Origin of the sequence: Duganella phyllosphaerae, assembly GCF_001758785.1 — a bacterium.
GTDB lineage: Bacteria > Pseudomonadota > Gammaproteobacteria > Burkholderiales > Burkholderiaceae_D > Rugamonas > Rugamonas phyllosphaerae.
This window is the reverse complement of the sequence record NZ_LROM01000107.1, coordinates 1-17,840: the sequence shown is the minus strand read 5'-3', so window position 1 is coordinate 17,840 and position 17,840 is coordinate 1. Positions and strand designations below refer to the sequence as shown.

The following is a 17,840-nucleotide window of genomic DNA, read 5'->3' as shown; positions in this document are numbered from 1 at the left end:
CGGCCACCGCCAGCCTGGCCGTGGAAGCGGGCGGCCTGACGCAGGCGGTGAGCCTGTTCAAGTTCGGCCGGGCGCCATCGCGGGCCAGGGGCGCCAATACAGTTCGTGCCGCCACCAGGGCTGAACCCCGCCGCCTGGCCGCCTGAGAGCGCAAGAGTCTGAAAGTCATATCATGCCTACCTCCAGCACCCCCGCGTCGGCCATCGACGCGGTCGAATTCGACGCCGCCATCATCGGCAAATTGAGCCAGTCCGGTCCGCGCTACACCTCGTACCCGACCGCTGACCGCTTCGTGCCCGATTTCGGCTACGGCCAGTTTTTGGAGGCGGTGGCGGGCCTGCGCCTGCGCCGCAGCCAGCGCCCGCTGTCGCTGTACATCCACGTGCCGTTCTGCGACACCATCTGCTACTACTGCGGCTGCAACAAGATCGTCACCAAGGACCACGGCAAGGCCGCCACCTACCTCGGCTACCTGAAGCAGGAACTCGACATGCAGGGCCGGCTGTTTGCCGGCATCGGCCAGGTCGAGCAGCTGCACTTCGGCGGCGGCACGCCCACCTACCTGAGCGACAGGCAAATGGGCGACCTGATGACTTACCTGCACGAGAATTTCGACTTCGCGCCGGACGCGCAGGGCGAATACTCGATCGAGATCGACCCGCGCACGGTCACGCCCGGACGCATCTTCTCGCTGCGCGCACAGGGTTTCAACCGGGTGAGCCTGGGTGTACAGGATTTCGATCCCGACGTGCAAAAGGCGGTCAACCGCATCCAGCCCGAAGCGGAAACCCGCTCCGTGATGGCGGCCGCGCGCGACGCTGGCTTTCGCTCGATCAGCATCGACCTGATTTACGGCCTGCCCAAGCAGACCATGGACACCATGGAGCGCACGCTCGACAAGGTCATCGACGCCAGCCCCGACCGCATTGCGCTGTACAACTACGCCCACCTGCCGCACCTGTTCAAGCCGCAGCGGCGCATCCTTGATGCCGACTTGCCCACCGCCGCCGTCAAGCTCGACTTGCTGGCGCTGTGCATCCGCCGCCTGTGCGCGGCCGGCTACGTGTACATCGGCATGGACCACTTCGCCAAGCCCGGCGACGAGCTGGCCGTGGCCCAGCGCCAGGGTCGCCTGCAGCGCAATTTCCAGGGCTACTCCACGCGTGCCGAAGCGGACCTGATCTCGTGCGGCGTCTCGGCCATCAGCGCCATCGGCGCCACCTACAGCCAGAACGAAAAGACGCTCGAGGCCTACTACGAAAAGCTCGACGCCGGTGTGCTGCCGATCACCCGCGGCGTCAAGCTCGACAACGACGACCTGCTGCGCCGCATCGTGATCCAGAAGCTGATGTGCAACTTCGAACTGTCGCTGGCCTCGCTCGAGCAATCGTTCCCGATCACCTTCAGGAACTACTTCGCAGCGGAGCTGGAACAGTTGAAGGCATTTGCGCAGGATGGCCTGCTCACGGTCGACAGCGAGTGGATCAGCATCACGCCCAAGGGCCGCCTCCTGATACGCAACATCTGCATGGTGTTCGACCGCTACCTGGCCACGGCCAGGCTCGACAGCGCGCAACCGCTGCGCTACTCGAAAACCATCTGACCGCCATGGCCGTCCAGCTGCTTCCGGTATTGTTGGTGGGCCTGGCGGGCAGCATCCATTGCGTGGGCATGTGTGGCGGGATTGTGGGTGCGCTGTCGGCCAGCGCCAGCAGCAAGCCGTCGTCATCGGCATCGCCGCGTGCAGCGATCCCGATAGCTGCTGCCGGCGGTGCTGCTGCCCCCGCCCACGCGTCCACCGCAGCGCTGACACGCGTGCTGGCCTACAACACCGGCCGCATCGCCAGCTACATGCTGGCCGGCGCCATGGCTGGCGGGCTGGCTGGCGGCGCGCAAAGCCTGGCTGGCCTGGCCGGCGTGCAGCTGGGCTTTTATTGGCTGGCCAACCTGATGCTGGTCGCCCTCGGGCTGCACCTGATGAACGCCTGGCGCGGCCTGGCGTGGCTCGAACAAGGTGGCCGGGTGCTCTGGCAGCGCTTGCAACGGGCCATCGCGCCGCTGATGAAAACCCTGCTGCCGATCGAAAAACCGCAACAGGCGCTGGCACTCGGTGCGCTGTGGGGCTGGCTGCCGTGCGGCATGGTTTATAGCGTGCTGCTCACCGCCATGCTCAGCGGCGACGCCTTCGACGGCGCCATCGTGATGCTGGCGTTTGGCCTCGGTACGTTGCCGATGCTGGTCGGCCTCGGCCTGGTGGGCATGCGCGTGCAGCGCGCCATGCGCCGCCCGCTGGTGCGCATCGCCTGCGGCGTGGCGGTACTCGGTTTTGGCTTGCTGGGACTGCTGCGAGCCGGCAGCGGTGACGGCATTGTGCCGGAATGGATCTCTATCTTATGCCTGACACCCCATTGAAATCACGCGCCGCCGACGCAGCGGCCGGCTGTTACCACTGCGGTGAACCGGTGCCGGCCAGCGCCAGCTGGCCGGTGGACATCGACGGCGTTATCCACAGCATGTGCTGCCCCGGCTGCGCGGCGGTGGCGCAAACCATCGTCGATCTCGGGCAGGCATCGTACTACCGTGACCGCTCCGCGTTTGCCGCCAGCGCCAATAAAGCCGACAACGCCGATAACGTCGATAACGCCAGCCTGGCGCCGCCCGCGCTGCAACTCTACGACAACGCCGACCCGCGCTTCGCCCGCGACGAGCACACGCGCGAAGCGACATTTGCGGTGGAGGGCATCCGCTGCGCGGCCTGCGTGTGGCTGATCGAACACCGGCTGGCGCGCCTGCCCGGCGTGGAGGCGGCCCAGCTCAACGTCGCCACCGAGCGCCTTTACGTGCGCTGGCGCCAGGACAACTGCACACCCGGCGACATCCTGGCCGCGCTGCACGCGATCGGCTACGCCGCTTACCCGTACGACGCCGGCCGCCACCAGGTGCAGCAGCGCCAGTCTGCGCGCACGCTCGGTCGCCAGCTGTTCGTGGCCGGCCTGGCGATGATGCAGGTGATGATGTACGTGGCGCCGGCTTACATGTCCAACGGCGACGGCACGCTCGATCCGGCCATGGCCTCCTTGATGCAGTGGGCCAGCCTGCTGCTCACGATTCCGGCAGTGACCTACTCGGCGCTGCCGTTCTGGCGCGGCGCGCTGGCCAGCCTGCGCGCGCGCACGCTGGGCATGGACGTGCCGGTGGCGCTGGGCATTGCCGCCGCCTTTGGCGCCAGCGTCGTCGCCACCGTGCGCGGCACCGGCGCGGTGTGGTTCGATTCGGTCACCATGTTCATCTTCCTGCTGCTGTGCAGCCGCTGGTACGAACTGCGCGCGCGCCGCCGCGCCGGCGCAGCACTGGAACGCCTGCACCACGCGCTGCCGGCAGCGGCCACCTTGCTGGCGCACTATCCCGACAGCCGCGGCGCCACGCTGGTGCGCGCGGCTGCCCTGCAAGTCGATGACGTCATCATGATCAAGCCCGGCGAGGCGGTGGCGGCCGACTGCGTGGTGGTCAATGGCAGCACGTCGCTCGACCTGTCGCTGTTGTCCGGCGAGAGCGCCTCGGTGCCAAAGGAACTCGGCGAAGCATTGCCCGGCGGCGCGATCAATGCCGGCGCCGTGGTGCTGGCGCGGGTAACCCGGCGCGCCCAGGACAGCACCATGTCGAACCTGGTCAAGCTGATCGACCGCGCGGGACAGGGCAAGCCGCGCATTGCGCTGTGGGCCGACCGCGTGGCGGCGTGGTTCGTGGCGGGGCTGCTGCTGTTCGCGACGTGCGCATTCGGTTTCTGGGCCTGGCACGATGGCAACCTGCTGCGCGCGTGGCCGATCGCCATTGCCGTGCTGGTGGTGTCGTGCCCGTGCGCGCTGTCGCTGGCCACGCCCACCGCGCTGGCCGCCGCCACCGACCGCCTGCTGCGCGGCGGCGTGCTGGTGACCGGCGCGCAAACGCTGGAAACGCTGCACCGCGCCACCCACGTCGTCTTCGACAAGACCGGCACCCTCACCCACGGCCGCCCGGTGCTGCAGGCCACCGTGCCGCTGGGCGCCATGCGCGCGAGCTTCTGCCTGCAGGTGGCCGCCGCGCTCGACGCCGGCAGCGCCCACCCGCTGGCGCGCGCCATCGTGGCCGCAGCCGTGGAGGCCGGCGGCGGCCGGCGCGAGGACTGGCACCCGGACGCAATAGGCGAAGTGCCCGGTTGCGGCATCGAGGCGGTGCTGCACAACCGCCGGTACCGGCTCCGTAGCGCTGCATTCGTGGCAGGGATCGCGGGGATGGCGCTACCGCCGCCAAGCGCCGGCACTGCGGGCGCCGCAGCAATCACGCAGAGTACCGGACTCGCTCCTGCCCACGAGGTGGCGGACGGCGCCACGCCAGTGTATCTGGGCGCGGAAGGCCAGTGGCTCGCCTGCCTGCAACTGCACGACGGCCTGCGCGAGGATGCTCAAGCGACCGTGGACTACTTCCGCCGCGCCGGCAAGACGGTGGTGCTGCTCAGCGGCGACCATGACGTGCTGGCGCGCCGCGTCGGTGACCAGCTGGGCATCGGCATCACCGTGGGCGGCTACCTGCCCGAGGAAAAGCTGGCCTTCGTCAAACAATTGCAGATGAAGGGTGCGGTGGTCGCCATGGTGGGTGACGGCATCAACGACGCTGCCGTGTTGAGCGCGGCCGATGTCTCGTTCGCGATGGGTGAAGGCGCAGCGCTGGCGCAAGCCCATGCCGACGCGGTGCTGCTGTGCGGGCGCCTTGGCGCGGTGGTCGACAGCGCCCGGGTAGCCGCGCGCACCATGGGCGTGATCCGCCAGAACCTGGCCTGGGCCAGCGTGTACAACGTGGTGGCCATTCCAGCGGCGGCGCTGGGGCTGCTCAATCCGTGGCTGGCGGGCGTGGGCATGGCGGCCAGTTCGGCCGTGGTGGTGGCCAACGCACTGCGGCTGCGCCGCGTGGGCAGGGAGACCTGATGGAAGCGCTGCTGCTGCTCATTCCCCTGAGCGTGCTGCTGGTGTTCGTGGCGCTGTGGGTGTTCTTTCGCGCGTCCGACGACGGCCAGTTCGACGACCTGGTGGGGCCCGGCCTGCGCGTGCTGCAGGACGACGACCGGCCGCAGCACGCCAACAATGAAGATCAGAGCTCGGTGCGTAATTCGAACAGTTCCGGGAACAGCACCACGTCTAGCATCTTGCGCAAGTAATTGACGCCGTCGGTGCCGCCGGTGCCCATCTTGAAACCGATCACGCGCTGCACGGTGGTCACGTGGCGGAAGCGCCACAGCCGGAAGGCGGTCTCCAGGTCCACCAGCTTTTCGGCCAGTTCGTACAGCGGCCAATACTCGCCGGTGTTCTGGTACACGGTGGTCCACGCAGCCTTGACCGAGTCGTCGGATTTCACCGGCTGGTCCCAAGGACCGGCCAGGCGCTGCGCGTCCACCGCCAGGCCGCTGCCCGCCATCACCATGATGGCCTGGTCGTAAATCGACGGCGCGTCCAGGGCGCGCTTGAGTATCGCGTACGCCTCCGGCTTGTGCTGGTGCACTTGCAGGTGGGTGGCGTTCTTGTTCCCAAGCAGGAACTCGATTTCGCGGTACTGGTGCGACTGGAAGCCGGACGAGGCGCCCAGGTACGGGCGGATCGCCGTGTACTCGGGCGGCGTCATGGTCGAGAGCACATCCCAGGCGTGCACCAGCTGGTTCATGATGGCGGCCACGCGCGCCAGCATTTTCATCGCCGCCGGCAGCTGGCCGGCCGCGATGTTGTCGCGCGCGCCGTGCAGCTCGTGCAACATGAGCTTCATCCACAGCTCGCTGGTCTGGTGCTGGATGATGAACAGCAGCTCGTTGTGCTCGGGCGAGAGCGGGTGCTGGGCCGACAGGATGGTGTCGAGCGACAGGTAGTCGCCGTAGCTCATGTCCTTGGAAAAATCGAGCTGGGCGCCGTGGTAGTCGGCTGCGGGGGCACTGACACCATCGTGAGATACCGGGCATTTCATGATCGTCTCCGTGAGCTCAGGTCACTGCATCGCGCTTGGCATCGACCTGGTAGTCGCTGCGGTCGAGGATATCCTTCAGGACCATCACCGCGCGCCATACGTCCTGGTAGCTGGTGTACAGCGGCGTGAAACCGAAGCGCATCACCTGCGGCTCGCGGTAGTCGCCGATCACGCCGCGCGCGATCAGCGCCTGCATCACCGCGTAGCCGTGCGGGTGCATCACGCTCACCTGGCTGCCACGCTCGGCGTGCGCGCGCGGCGTGATCAGTTCGAGCGGGTGGCCGGCGCAGTGTTCTTCGAGCAGCGCGATGAACAGGTCAGACAGCGCCAGCGACTTGGCGCGCAATGCCGCCATCGCTACCTGGCCGAAGATCTCCAGGCCGCATTCCACCAGCGCCAGCGACACCACCGGCTGGGTGCCGCACAGCGCGCGGCCGATGCCGGCCACCGGCGCATAGGCCGGCTGCATGGCGAACGGCTGGCGATGGGTCCACCAGCCGGTGAGCGGCTGGGCAAACTGCGCATGGTGACGCTGCGGTACCCAGATGAAGGCCGGCGAACCGGGGCCGCCATTGAGATACTTGTAGGTGCAGCCGACCGCGAAGTCGGCGTTGGCAGCGTTCAGCGCCACCGGCACTGCGCCGGCCGAATGGGCCAGGTCCCAGATCGCCAGCGCGCCGGCGGCGTGGATCTGCGCCGTGGTGGCGGTCATGTCGAACATGCGGCCGGTGCGGTAATTGACGTGGGTGAGCATGACCACCGCCACTTGCTGTCCGGCCTCGCCCGACAACGCGGCCGGCAGGTCGGACCAGGACTCCAGCAGTTTCAATTGGTAGCCACGCTCGAGCCAGCCCAGCAGGCCTTCGGCCATGTAGATATCGCTGGGGAAGTTGTCGCGCTCGGTGATGATCACGCGCCGGCCGGCGCGCCCGGGATGGTCCGCCTGCATCTTGATGGCGGCGGCAAGCGCCTTGAACAGGTTAACCGACGTGGTATCGGTGACCACCACCTCGTCTGCAGCGGCGCCGACGATGGGCGCGAGCAGGTTGCCCAGGCGGCGCGGCAGGTCGTACCAGCCGGCCGTGTTCCAGCTGCGGATCAGGTCGTCGCCCCACTCGGCGGCGATCACCTGCTGCGCGCGCTGCAAGGAAGCCTTCGGACGCGCGCCCAGCGAATTGCCGTCGAGGTAAATCACGCCGTCGGGCAGCGCAAACTGGACGCGTTGGGCGGCCAGCGGGTCGGCGGCGTCAAGCGCCAGGCAATCTTGTTCGGTGGTCATGGGAGTCCCGCAGGATGAGATGGATGCGATATTTTAGAACAACGATGACGATTTTTTCGCGCAAAGAACCGCACTGAAAGCGCTGTTATTGATCTATTATTCGAAAATCACCATCAAAAACCGCAAAATATTTCAATGAACCTTGACCTGGTCGATCTTGCCATCCTGCGCGCGCTGCAACAGGATGGCCGCATCAGCAATACCCGGCTGGCCGAAACGGTGTTCCTGTCGCCGTCGGCCTGCCTGCGCCGCGTGGGCTTGCTGGAACAGGCCGGCATCATCCTCGGCTACACCGCCCGACTCAACGCCGAACTGCTGGGGCTGGACGTGGAAGCGTTCGTGATGGTCACCATGCGCCGTGATACCGACCAGTGGCACGAACAGTTCGTCGCTGCCTTGCCGCAGTGGGAAGAAGTGGTGGGCTCGTTCGTGGTCACCGGCGAGGCCAACTACATGCTGCGCGTGCGGGCGCGCAACCTCAAACACTATTCCGACTTCGTGATGGACAAGCTGTACAAGGTGCCGGGCGTCCTCGACATCCGCTCGCACATGGTGCTGCGCAACCTGGGCGAGTCGCCGGTGCTGGGCGCCGGGTTGCTTCAGCAACACACTGTATGATCGCCTTATCGCCTTATCAGCTTAGCTCTTCCCCATACCCCGCCAAACCAAGGAAAGCCGCACCTCCATGACCCATGACAACACGCTCAAGCGCGGCTTGAGCAACCGCCACATCCAGCTGATCGCCCTCGGCGGCGCGGTCGGCACCGGCCTGTTCCTGGGCGTGGCCCAGACCATCAAGCTGGCCGGCCCCTCGGTGATCCTCGGTTATGCGATCGCCGGCATCATGGCCTTCTTCATCATGCGCCAGCTGAGCGAGATGGTGGTGGACCAGCCGGTGGCCGGCTCCTTCAGCCACTTCGCCAATCGCTACTGGGGACCGTTTGCCGGTTTTGCGTCGGGCTGGAATTACTGGATCCTGTACGTGCTGGTCAGCATGGCCGAACTCACTGCGGTGGGCATGTACGTGCAGTTCTGGTGGCCGTCGGTGCCGCTTTGGGCGTCCGCACTCGGGTTCTTCCTGTTGATAAATGCGGTCAACCTGCTGCACGTCAAGCTGTTCGGCGAAATGGAGTTCTGGTTTGCCATCATCAAGGTGGCGGCGATTGTCGGCATGATCGTGTTCGGCGGCTATTTGCTCGTCAGCGGCACCGGCGGCCCGCAGGCCAGCATCACCAACCTGTGGGCGCTGGGCGGCTTCTTTCCGCACGGCGTGGGCGGCATGATCATGGCGATGGCCATCATCATGTTCTCGTTCGGCGGGCTCGAACTGGTGGGCATCACGGCGGCCGAAGCGGAGTCGCCGGAAAAAACCATCCCCAAGGCCACCAACCAGGTCGTGTACCGCATCCTGATCTTTTACGTGGGCGCGCTGGCGGTGCTGCTGTCGCTGTACCCGTGGAGCGACGTGCAGCAAGGCGGCAGCCCGTTCGTGCTGATCTTCCAGGCGCTCGACAACGGCTGGGTGGCCTCGGCGCTGAACGTGGTGGTGCTCACAGCCGCGTTGTCGGTCTACAACAGCTGCGTGTACAGCAACAGCCGCATGCTGCTGGGCCTGGCGCTGCAGGGCCACGCACCGAAAACCCTGGCGCACGTGAACAATCGCGGCATCCCGGTGCACGCGCTGGGCGTGTCGGCAGCTGCCACTGCCCTGTGCGTGGTGGTCAACTACGTCATGCCGGGCAAGGCGTTTGGCATGTTGATGATGCTGGTGGTGGCGGCGCTGATGATCAACTGGGCGATGATCAGCATCACGCACCTGAAGTTCAGCCAGAGCAAGGCGCAGGCGGGCGAAACCACGCGCTTTCGCAGCTGGGGCCAGCCATGGACCAACTACCTGTGCCTGGCCTTCATGGCCGCCATCGTGGTCATCATGTACCTCACCCCCGACACCCGCATCGCGGTCTACATGATGCCGGCCTGGATCGCAGTCCTCGCCATCTGCTACCGCCTTCGGGGTCAGTGCCGACATTCAGACACGAACTCAGCCGGATAGCGCTGAGGCCGTGTCCAAATGTCGGCACTGACCCTGAAGTGCATCCGGGAAATTTTGATTCACATCAAGGATTTTTGAGTTCTGCACGCTTACCCTTCGGTCAATAGATTTGACGCAAACCGGGGAGAGCGTGTGTGGAACCAGCATTGAATTACAACTACAAGGTGGTCAAGCAATTCGCGGTCGCCACCGTCATCTGGGGCATCGTCGGCATGCTGGTGGGGGTGATCATCGCCGCCCAGCTGGCCTGGCCGGCGCTGAACCTCGACATTCCATGGCTGACCTACGGCCGCCTGCGGCCCTTGCACACCAACGCGGTGATTTTCGCGTTCGGTATCTGCGGCCTGTTTGCCACGTCGTATTACGTGGTGCAGCGCACCTGCCAGGTGCGGCTGTTTTCCGATAAATTGGCGGCGTTTACGTTCTGGGGCTGGCAGGCGGTGATCGTGCTGGCAGTGGTCACGCTGCCGATGGGTTACACGCGCGGCAAGGAATACGCCGAGCTCGAATGGCCGATCACGATCCTGATCGCGCTGGTGTGGATCGCCTACGCAGTGGTGTTCTTCGGCACCCTCATCACGCGCAAGGTCAAGCACATCTACGTGGCCAACTGGTTCTTCGGCGCCTACATCCTGGCCGTGACCATCCTGCACGTGGTGCAGGGCGCCAGCATGCCCGCCAGCCTGACCAAGTCGTACTCGGCCTACACCGGCGTGCAAGACGCCATGATCCAGTGGTGGTATGGCCACAACGCGGTCGGCTTCATCCTCACCGCCGGCTACCTGGGCATGGTGTATTACTTCATCCCCAAGCAGGCCGAGCGTCCGGTGTACTCGTACCGGCTGTCGATTGTCCACTTCTGGGCGCTGATCTTCACCTACATGTGGGCCGGTCCCCACCACCTGCATTACACGGCCCTGCCGGACTGGACCCAGTCGGTGGGCATGGTGTTCTCGCTGGTGCTGCTGGCGCCCTCGTGGGGCGGCATGATCAACGGCATGATGACGTTATCGGGCGCCTGGCACAAGCTGCGCACCGACCCGATCCTGAAATTCATGATCGTCTCGCTGTCGTTCTACGGCATCGCCACCTTCGAAGGCCCGATGATGTCGATCAAGACCATCAACGCCCTCTCCCACTACACCGACTGGACCGTGGCGCACGTGCACGGCGGCGCGCTCGGCTGGGTCGGCTTCATCACCATGGGCTCGATCTACTACCTGATTCCGCGCCTGGTCGGCGAGCAAAAAATGTACAGCGTCAAGCTGATCGACCTGCACTTCTGGGTGGCCACCATCGGCGTGGTGCTGTACATCGCCGCGATGTGGATCGCCGGCGTGATGCAGGGCCTGATGTGGCGTGCGGTGAACCCCGACGGCACCCTCACTTACACCTTTGTCGAAGGCGTGAAAGCGACCTATCCGTACTACGCGGTGCGGGTGCTGGGCGGCTTCATGTACTTCAGCGGCATGTGCGTAATGGGCTACAACACCTGGATGACGTTACGCCATCGCGCTACCGTCACCGCCCCCATCCCTGCCCTGGCTGCAGCCCACTGACCCCGGAGTACCCATGAAATTCTCGCATGAATGGATCGAAAAAAATCCCTGGCTGCTGATCGCCCTGGTCACGCTGGTGATCAGCATCGGCGGCGCCGTGGAAATCGTGCCGCTGTTCTTCCAGAAGTCCACCACCGAGCCGGTAGCCGGCCTCAAGCCGTACAGCCCGCTGCGCCTGACCGGGCGCGACATCTACGTGCGCGAAGGCTGCTACAACTGCCACTCGCAGATGGTGCGGCCGCTGCGCGCCGAGACCGAGCGCTACGGCCATTACTCGGTCGCTGGCGAATTCGTCTATGACCGGCCGTTCCAGTGGGGCTCCAAGCGTACCGGGCCCGACCTGGCGCGCGTGGGCGGCCGCTACAGCGACGAGTGGCACCGCACCCACCTGGCCAATCCGCGCGACGTGGTGCCGGAATCGAATATGCCCAACTACCCGTGGCTGGCCAAGACCAAATTGGTGCCGCAGGACGTGGTGCCCAAGCTCCGCGCACTGCAACGGCTGGGCGATCCGTACACCGACGCCGACATCGCCGCCGCGCCGGAACAGCTCAAGGACAAGACCGAGGAAGACGCCCTGATCGCCTATCTGCAAGGCCTGGGCACGTTAATCAAAGCAAGGAACTGACATGGCTATCGAGAACCTGTTTGACCAGGCCAGCAGCGTGATGACGGTGGTGTCGTTCGCCACCTTCATCGGCATCGTATGGTGGGCCTATTTCCACCACAAGGAAACCGATTTTACCCAGGCAGCACAAGCGCCCTTCATGGACGATGAACTGCGCGACGAGGAGCATAAGCATGGCTGACTTTACCAGCGGCTTCTGGGATTACTACATCGCCGCGCTCACCCTGCTCGGCATCCTCGGTTGCGGTATCCTGCTGTGGGCACAGTCGAAGGCGCGGGTGGGCAAGCGCAGCGACGTCAATGTCGATACCACCGGCCACGTCTGGGACCAGGATTTGACCGAACTGAACACGCCGATGCCGCGCTGGTGGATGTGGCTGTTCTACATCACCATCGTCTTCGCGCTGGTGTACCTGGTGCTGTATCCGGGCCTGGGCAGCTACGCCGGCAAGCTGGGCTGGAGCTCCACCGGCAACTACAAGACCGAACTGAAACAGGCGGAAAAAGAATACGGTCCGCTGTTCGCCCAGTACCAGCAGCAGGATCTCAAGGCGGTGGCGGCCGATCCGAAAGCGCGCGCCATCGGTGAACGGCTGTTCCTCACGTACTGCGCCCAGTGCCACGGCTCCGATGCACGCGGCAACAAGGGCTTTCCCAACCTGGCCGACAAGGACTGGCTGTTCGGCGGTACGCCCGAAATCATCAAGCAGACCATCCTGCACGGGCGCGTGGGCGCCATGCCGCCGATGGGCGCAGCGGTGGGCAGCGAAAAAGATATCGAGAACGTCGCCCACTACGTGCTGAGCCTGTCCGGCTCGACGGCCGATCCGATCAAGGCGGTGTTCGGCAAAGGCAAATTCGGCGCCTGCATGGCCTGCCACGGCGCCGACGCCAAGGGCAACCAGGCCTTGGGCGCGCCGAACCTGACCGATAAAATCTGGCTGTTCGGCGGCAGCGCCGACACCATCATGGAGACCATCCGCCACGGCCGCAACGCCACCATGCCGGCGTTCGGCGACTTCCTCGGCGACGCCAAGGTGCACGTGCTGGCCGCGTACATCTGGAGCTTGTCCAATGATGTCAGCCAGCCCTTGCCTGCACCTGCCGCGCCAGCGGAACCGGCAAAATGAGTGCGCCCGAGACCCAGGTCGTCAAGATGTATGCGGCGCGCGAGGAAATCTACCCGCGCGAAACGTCGGGCCGCTACGCCCGCCTGCGCTGGCTGTTCGCCTGGCTGACGCAGCTGGCGTTCTACGGCACGCCGTGGCTGCAATGGAACGACCGCCAGGCGCTGCTGTTCGACCTGACCACGCGCAAGTTCTACATCTTCGGCATGGTCTTGTGGCCTCAGGATTTCATTTATCTGGCGGTGCTGCTGATCATCAGCGCCTACTTGCTGTTCCTGGCCACGGCCGTGGCCGGACGCGTGTGGTGCGGCTTCACCTGTCCGCAAACTGTTTATACCGAAATTTTTCTCTGGATCGAGCGCAAGATCGAGGGCAAGCGCAGCGCGCGCATGTTGCTCGATCGCCAGCCGTGGTCAGCCAACAAGCTCGGTAGAAAGACCGCCAAGCACCTGGCCTGGGGCGCGGTCGCCCTGTGGACCGGTTTTACCTTTGTCGGCTACTTCACGCCAATCCGCGATCTGATGGTCGAGGTGCAAACCTTCGACTTCGGACCGTGGGAATGGTTCTGGGTGCTGTTCTATGCGTTTGCCACCTACGGCAACGCCGGCTGGATGCGCGAACAGGTGTGCAAGTACATGTGCCCGTACGCCCGCTTCCAGAGCTCGATGTTCGACCGCGACACCCTGGTCATCACCTACGATGCCAAGCGCGGCGAGCCACGCGGCCCGCGCCACAAGCAGGCAGCCAATACCGGCGGCGCCTGCATCGACTGTTCGCTGTGCGTGCAGGTGTGCCCCACCGGCATCGACATCCGCAACGGCCTGCAATACGAGTGCATCGGCTGCGCCGCGTGCGTGGATGCCTGCAACGGCGTGATGGACAAGATCGATGCACCGCGCGGCCTGATCCGCTACGCCACCGAACGCGCACTGGACGAACACCTGACGCCCACCGAGATCCGCCGCCGCACCTGGCGCCCCCGGGTGCGCATCTACACCGCCGTCCTGCTGCTGATCGTGACCGGCGCCAGTACCGCCCTGTACCTGCGCGTGCCCCTCAAGATGGACGTGATCCGCGACCGCGGCGCCATGGGCCGCGAAGTGGAAGACGGCATGATCGAAAACGTCTACCGGCTGCAGATCATGAACACCACCGAACGCGCCCATACGTACCGCATCAGCGTCGCCGGCGTCGAGTCGCTGGCCCTGGTCACGCCAGATACGGTGCGGCTCGATGCCACCGAAACGCGCGGCGTGCCGATTCGCCTGCGCACCGCGCACGGCGCCGCCCAGCCGGGCTCGAACAGGATCGAAGTGGCGCTCACGGCTGTCGATGACCCGGCGCTGCACGTCAACGAAACTGCGGTCTTCATCGTCCCCCGCTAGGAGTATTCATATGCACCATCTACACCGCACCGTCACCCCGTGGTACCAGCAGCGCTGGCCGTGGTTGCTGATGCTGGGCCCGGCCATCGTGGTGGCCGGCAGCGCGTTTACCGCTTACCTGGCGTTCTCCACGCCCGACCCGGTGGTGGTCGGCGACTATTACAAGCAGGGCAAGGCCATCAACCAGGACCTGACGCGCGACCGCGTGGCCAGCGCCATGGGCCTGTCGATGACGCTGACCTATGACGCCAGCCGCAGCGTGCTGTCGGGGCAAGTACAACGCTTGCACGGCGGCGGCATGACCGAGCCCATGCGGCTAAGACTTTCACACGCAACCTTGCCCGACAAGGACATCGAAGCGACGCTGCAACCCGACACGGCGGGCCGCTTCGAGGCGCCGCTGGCCATGCTCGAGCGCAGCCGCTGGGTGGTGCTGGTGGAAGGAGAAAAACGCGACTGGCGCCTGGCGGGCGCGTGGGTGTGGCCGAAGGAGCGCGGTGTAGCGCTGGTAGCCGATTAAGTCGCCGCTACCCCGCCCAGCCAACCGGGGTCGGACCCCATCGGTTCAGGGAGTGGGATCAACCGCAAGTCTGCGTACCGGCCGTAATCGCCTTGAGCGTGTGCGGCTCGAGCAGTTCGATCTCGCGGTTGCTCACCTTGACCAGCCCTTCCTTCTTGAACTTCGACAGCAGGCGGCTGATGCTCTCGATGGTCAGGCCCAGGTAGTTGCCGATTTCTTCGCGCGACATGCGCAGCTGGAAGGCGTTGGGCGAATAGCCGCGTGCTTCGTAGCGCGACGACAGGTTGACCAGGAAGGCGGCGAAGCGCTGCGTCGCCTGCATATTGCCCAATAAAAGCATCACGCTTTGTTCGCGCGTGATTTCCTGGCTCATCATGCGGTGGAAGTGGCGCAGCAGGGTGGGCATTTCGGCCAGCAGCTGCTGCAGGGTGGCGAACGGAATTTCGCACACTTCGCTGTCTTCCAGCGCCACCGCCGTGCAATGGTGCAGGTCGGTGCTGATGGCGTCCATGCCCAGCAGCTCGCCGGCCATCTGGAAGCCGGTGATCTGCTCGGCGCCTTCGCGGTTGACCTGGTAGGTCTTGAAGTGGCCGAGGCGGATCGCGTACAGGTTCTGGAACGGATCGCCTATGCGGAACAGCGTATTGCCGCGCGCGACCTTGCGGCGGCGGCCGATAATCTGGTCGAGCCGCTCCATGTCTTCGTTGCCCAGTCCCATGGGCAGGCACAGCTGGTGCATGCTGCACGTGGCGCAGCTGGCCTTGAGGATGTCGATTGTGGCGCCGGGCAGCACCAGCGACGGCAGGTCTTTGATCATGACCGACAGTGTAGACCATCAACCATGATTTTTGGTCGATGCCGCACCGGCGCCATCGGGTATTGCGGCGCATCCGCCACTTCCCCGCAGCTGGCCGATGCGCTAGACTCATCCTGGTTATTGCCGATTTCTTAACTTGAGCAGAGATAAAGACCATGAACCTCCGCCGTTGCGCCGTGTTGTACCTGGAACCCCGCGAAGAACTGGACATCGACTGGGCCGCGCTGTTTGCCGGCACCAGCACCCTGGCGGCCAGCACCCGCTGGCTGGCGCTGGCGCCGCACCTGGACCGCGAGATCGAGGTCGATGCCGCCGACCTGGCCGCGCTGGCCGCAGTCGGTTCGTCGGTGTGGACCGCGCACGCGGACCTGGCGCAGCGCCATGGCGCGGCAGTGGTGGACCGGCTGCTCGCCCACGGCCTGCTGCTGGCAGAGGACGCGGCGCCCGATTCCGCGCCAGGCGCGCTGCGCGCACGCGACGACACCTTGCGCACGCTGCACTGGCGGCCGCTGGCGGCACTGGCGCATACCTTCTCGCGCTGGCACGACGTGCGCAGCGATACCGGCATGGAAGCGCCCAGTTTCGACGAGCTGCTCGAGCGCCACGGCAACCCGCCGCCGCCGGTGCAGCAGGTGGCAAGCATCGGCGCAGCGGTGGCGCTGCCGGCTCCCACCGGTTTCCTCGACGAGGTGCTGCTGCGCCGCTACACGGGCCGCAATTACGACACCAGCGCCAGCCTGCCGCTGGCGGTTGCGGCGCGCCTGTTGCAGCGCACGTTCGGCGCCCAGGAAGTGCGCCACATCGGCCCGCACGCCAACGTGCTGAAAAAGACCAGTCCGTCGGGCGGCGGCCTGCATCCGGTCGAAGCGTTCGTGCTGGTACAGCGGGTGGACGGCCTGGCGCCGGGCTTGTACCACTACCATCCGGTCGACAACACGCTGCAGCCGCTGCGCGCCACCACGCCGGACCAGGCGGCGGCGCTGGCGCTGCAAATGGTGGCGGACCAGTACTGGCTGGCCGGGGCGGCCATGCAGGTGGTGATGGTGGGCCGGGTGGAGCGCTCGTTCTGGAAGTACCGCAATCACCAGAAGGCGTACCGCGCCATGTCGCTCGACGCCGGCCACCTGTCGCAGACGTTTTACCTGCTGGCGACCGAAGCGGGCTTGCCGGCGTTTATCACCGCCGCCATCAACGACATCGATATCGAAACCATGCTGGAGCTCGATCACCTGCGCCACGCGGTGATCGCCGTGTGCGGCTGCGGCGTGGCCGCGAGCGGTGAGCGCGAGATGGTGGAACTGCGCTATGGAGAGACCGGCCTCGGCCAGGTGGCAGAGTAGCCGGTCAGGGTTGGATCAGGAGGCCAGGCGCGCCACCGAGACACCGGACAACATGAACAGCACCATGCCGTTCTCGCCGATCTGCTTGCTTGCCAAGGCGGCATGGTCGGCGGCGGCCGCATCCTTGGACGGCAGGCGGCGCGCGGCCGGCACCTTGGCCGGATCGAGTTCGATCCCGAGCGTGCCCAACGCGCGGATGGGGTCGTTCTGCATGCGGTCGCGGAAACCATCGTCGGCGGCCAGTTTGGCGAGCATGGTGTTGAGTTGATCGAAATTCTGTTTAATCATTGTGTACTCCCTCAGGGTGGATAAAAACAATGTGCTGCCAGGCTATGCTACGCCCAGCTTGGCGAATTCACAACGTCTTTAACGATCGTCAGGGTCCCCCGCGCGGGCCGCATCGAGCACCGTCGCCAGTGCCGTGCCGAATGCTGCCAGCGCAGGGGCGACCTGGTCCGGGTCGCTGCGCAGTTGCTGCTCGAGGACGTCGCTGCAGCGGTGCAGTTGGCCCATCGACAGGTTGCCCGCCGCGCCCTTGACCTTGTGCACCAGCAGCGCGGCCTGCTCGATATTGCCGGCGCCGATGGCGGTGGCCAGTTGCGCCTGCGTGACAGCGAATTCCTCGACGAATTTTTCCAGCAGCACCGTGAGCAGGCGGCGGTTGCCGCCGAGGCGCGCCAGCGCGGCGCCGGTATCGATGCCGGGCGCGGCGGCCTGGTCATCAGCTTCCGGCGCGGCCTGCGTCCAGGTGAGGGCGGGCGTGGCCGGCGCCGCCAGCGCCGGCGCGGCGCGGCCGACGATCCAGCCGGCCAGCACCTCGAACAGCCGCTCCGGCTCGATCGGCTTGGTGATGTAGTCGTTCATGCCCATGGCCAGGCTGTTTTCGCGGAAACCGGGCACCGCGTGCGCGGTCATGGCGATCACCGGCAGGTGCGCGGCCGAATGGCGCGCGCGGATCAGCGCGGTCGCTTCGTAGCCATCCATTTCCGGCATCTGGATATCCATCAGCACCGCATCGTAGCGGCAGGCCTCGACCATGCGCACCGCCTCCATGCCGGTGCCGGCCAGGTCCACCTGCACGCCGCCGCCGAGCAAGACCTCGCGCGCGACCTGCTGGTTGATCTGGTTGTCGTCCACCACCAGCACG

At 65.7% G+C, this 17,840-nt stretch carries 18 protein-coding genes; 13 read left to right on the top strand and 5 right to left on the bottom strand.

What is annotated here, in order from left to right; all coding sequences use genetic code 11:
* Positions 1–172: 172 nt before the first annotated feature.
* Genes hemN through ccoS form a run of 4 tightly spaced genes read left to right on the top strand, consistent with a single transcriptional unit; the run spans position 173 to position 5,191 of the window.
* Positions 173–1,603, top strand: a complete 1,431-nt coding sequence (gene hemN, locus DUPY_RS19525; protein ID WP_070250276.1) for an oxygen-independent coproporphyrinogen III oxidase — start codon at positions 173–175, stop codon at positions 1,601–1,603.
* 5 nt (positions 1,604–1,608) lie between these two features.
* Positions 1,609–2,412: a sulfite exporter TauE/SafE family protein gene (locus DUPY_RS19520; protein WP_070250275.1), complete on the top strand. Its 804-nt coding sequence runs from the start codon at positions 1,609–1,611 to the stop codon at positions 2,410–2,412.
* Positions 2,394–4,961, top strand: a complete 2,568-nt coding sequence (locus DUPY_RS19515) for a heavy metal translocating P-type ATPase (protein ID WP_070250273.1) — start codon at positions 2,394–2,396, stop codon at positions 4,959–4,961. Before DUPY_RS19520 ends, DUPY_RS19515 begins: the two co-directional genes overlap by 19 nt.
* Positions 4,961–5,191: a cbb3-type cytochrome oxidase assembly protein CcoS gene (ccoS, locus tag DUPY_RS19510; RefSeq protein ID WP_070250271.1), complete on the top strand. Its 231-nt coding sequence runs from the start codon at positions 4,961–4,963 to the stop codon at positions 5,189–5,191. Before DUPY_RS19515 ends, ccoS begins: the two co-directional genes overlap by 1 nt.
* On the opposite strand, the gene kynA is transcribed toward ccoS, so the two are convergent.
* Together kynA and kynU are read right to left on the bottom strand one after the other, a co-directional pair.
* Positions 5,125–5,985, bottom strand: a complete 861-nt coding sequence (gene kynA / locus DUPY_RS19505; RefSeq protein WP_070250269.1) for a tryptophan 2,3-dioxygenase — start codon at positions 5,983–5,985, stop codon at positions 5,125–5,127. The genes ccoS and kynA overlap by 67 nt on opposite strands.
* Positions 5,986–6,001: 16 nt before the next feature.
* Positions 6,002–7,264: a kynureninase gene (gene kynU, locus DUPY_RS19500; protein ID WP_070250268.1), complete on the bottom strand. Its 1,263-nt coding sequence runs from the start codon at positions 7,262–7,264 to the stop codon at positions 6,002–6,004.
* Positions 7,265–7,399: 135 nt separating this feature from the next.
* Between kynU and DUPY_RS19495 the strand changes: the two genes are divergently transcribed.
* The 8 genes from DUPY_RS19495 to DUPY_RS19460 all read left to right on the top strand — a co-directional run bounded on the left by DUPY_RS19495 (position 7,400) and on the right by DUPY_RS19460 (position 14,536).
* Positions 7,400–7,882 carry an Lrp/AsnC family transcriptional regulator gene (locus tag DUPY_RS19495; protein ID WP_070250266.1) on the top strand — a complete coding sequence of 161 codons (483 nt, stop codon included), beginning with the start codon at positions 7,400–7,402 and terminating at the stop codon, positions 7,880–7,882.
* A gap of 67 nt (positions 7,883–7,949) precedes the next feature.
* Complete coding sequence (locus DUPY_RS19490) at positions 7,950–9,317, top strand: amino acid permease (RefSeq protein ID WP_070250264.1); 1,368 nt, start codon at positions 7,950–7,952, stop codon at positions 9,315–9,317.
* Positions 9,318–9,451: 134 nt separating this feature from the next.
* Positions 9,452–10,876 carry a cytochrome-c oxidase, cbb3-type subunit I gene (ccoN, locus tag DUPY_RS19485; protein WP_070250262.1) on the top strand — a complete coding sequence of 475 codons (1,425 nt, stop codon included), beginning with the start codon at positions 9,452–9,454 and terminating at the stop codon, positions 10,874–10,876.
* A 13-nt stretch (positions 10,877–10,889) separates the two neighbouring features.
* Positions 10,890–11,504: a cytochrome-c oxidase, cbb3-type subunit II gene (gene ccoO, locus DUPY_RS19480; protein WP_070250260.1), complete on the top strand. Its 615-nt coding sequence runs from the start codon at positions 10,890–10,892 to the stop codon at positions 11,502–11,504.
* Between the two features lies 1 nt (position 11,505).
* A complete protein-coding gene (locus DUPY_RS19475; protein WP_070250258.1) occupies positions 11,506–11,685 on the top strand; it encodes a cbb3-type cytochrome oxidase subunit 3 in 180 nt (59 codons plus the stop codon).
* Positions 11,678–12,634, top strand: a complete 957-nt coding sequence (ccoP, locus tag DUPY_RS19470; protein WP_070250256.1) for a cytochrome-c oxidase, cbb3-type subunit III — start codon at positions 11,678–11,680, stop codon at positions 12,632–12,634. Before DUPY_RS19475 ends, ccoP begins: the two co-directional genes overlap by 8 nt.
* Positions 12,631–14,016: a cytochrome c oxidase accessory protein CcoG gene (ccoG, locus tag DUPY_RS19465; protein WP_070250254.1), complete on the top strand. Its 1,386-nt coding sequence runs from the start codon at positions 12,631–12,633 to the stop codon at positions 14,014–14,016. Before ccoP ends, ccoG begins: the two co-directional genes overlap by 4 nt.
* A 10-nt stretch (positions 14,017–14,026) precedes the next feature.
* Positions 14,027–14,536, top strand: coding sequence for a FixH family protein (locus DUPY_RS19460; protein ID WP_070250252.1), 510 nt, complete (start codon positions 14,027–14,029; stop codon positions 14,534–14,536).
* Positions 14,537–14,594: 58 nt separating this feature from the next.
* On the opposite strand, the gene fnr is transcribed toward DUPY_RS19460, so the two are convergent.
* Positions 14,595–15,353 carry a fumarate/nitrate reduction transcriptional regulator Fnr gene (gene fnr / locus DUPY_RS19455; protein ID WP_070250250.1) on the bottom strand — a complete coding sequence of 253 codons (759 nt, stop codon included), beginning with the start codon at positions 15,351–15,353 and terminating at the stop codon, positions 14,595–14,597.
* 155 nt (positions 15,354–15,508) lie between these two features.
* Here fnr and DUPY_RS19450 point away from each other — a divergent pair, with 155 nt between their 5' ends.
* Positions 15,509–16,693 (top strand): putative peptide maturation dehydrogenase, encoded by a 1,185-nt coding sequence (locus tag DUPY_RS19450; RefSeq protein WP_070250248.1) that lies wholly within the window; start codon positions 15,509–15,511, stop codon positions 16,691–16,693.
* Between the two features lie 15 nt (positions 16,694–16,708).
* Here the strand turns inward: DUPY_RS19450 and DUPY_RS19445 are convergent, their stop codons facing one another.
* Positions 16,709–16,981 carry an NHLP-related RiPP peptide gene (locus DUPY_RS19445; protein WP_070250246.1) on the bottom strand — a complete coding sequence of 91 codons (273 nt, stop codon included), beginning with the start codon at positions 16,979–16,981 and terminating at the stop codon, positions 16,709–16,711.
* Positions 16,982–17,059: 78 nt separating this feature from the next.
* On the bottom strand, positions 17,060–17,840 hold a 781-nt coding region (locus DUPY_RS19440; RefSeq protein WP_141749610.1), incomplete at its 5' end, for a response regulator.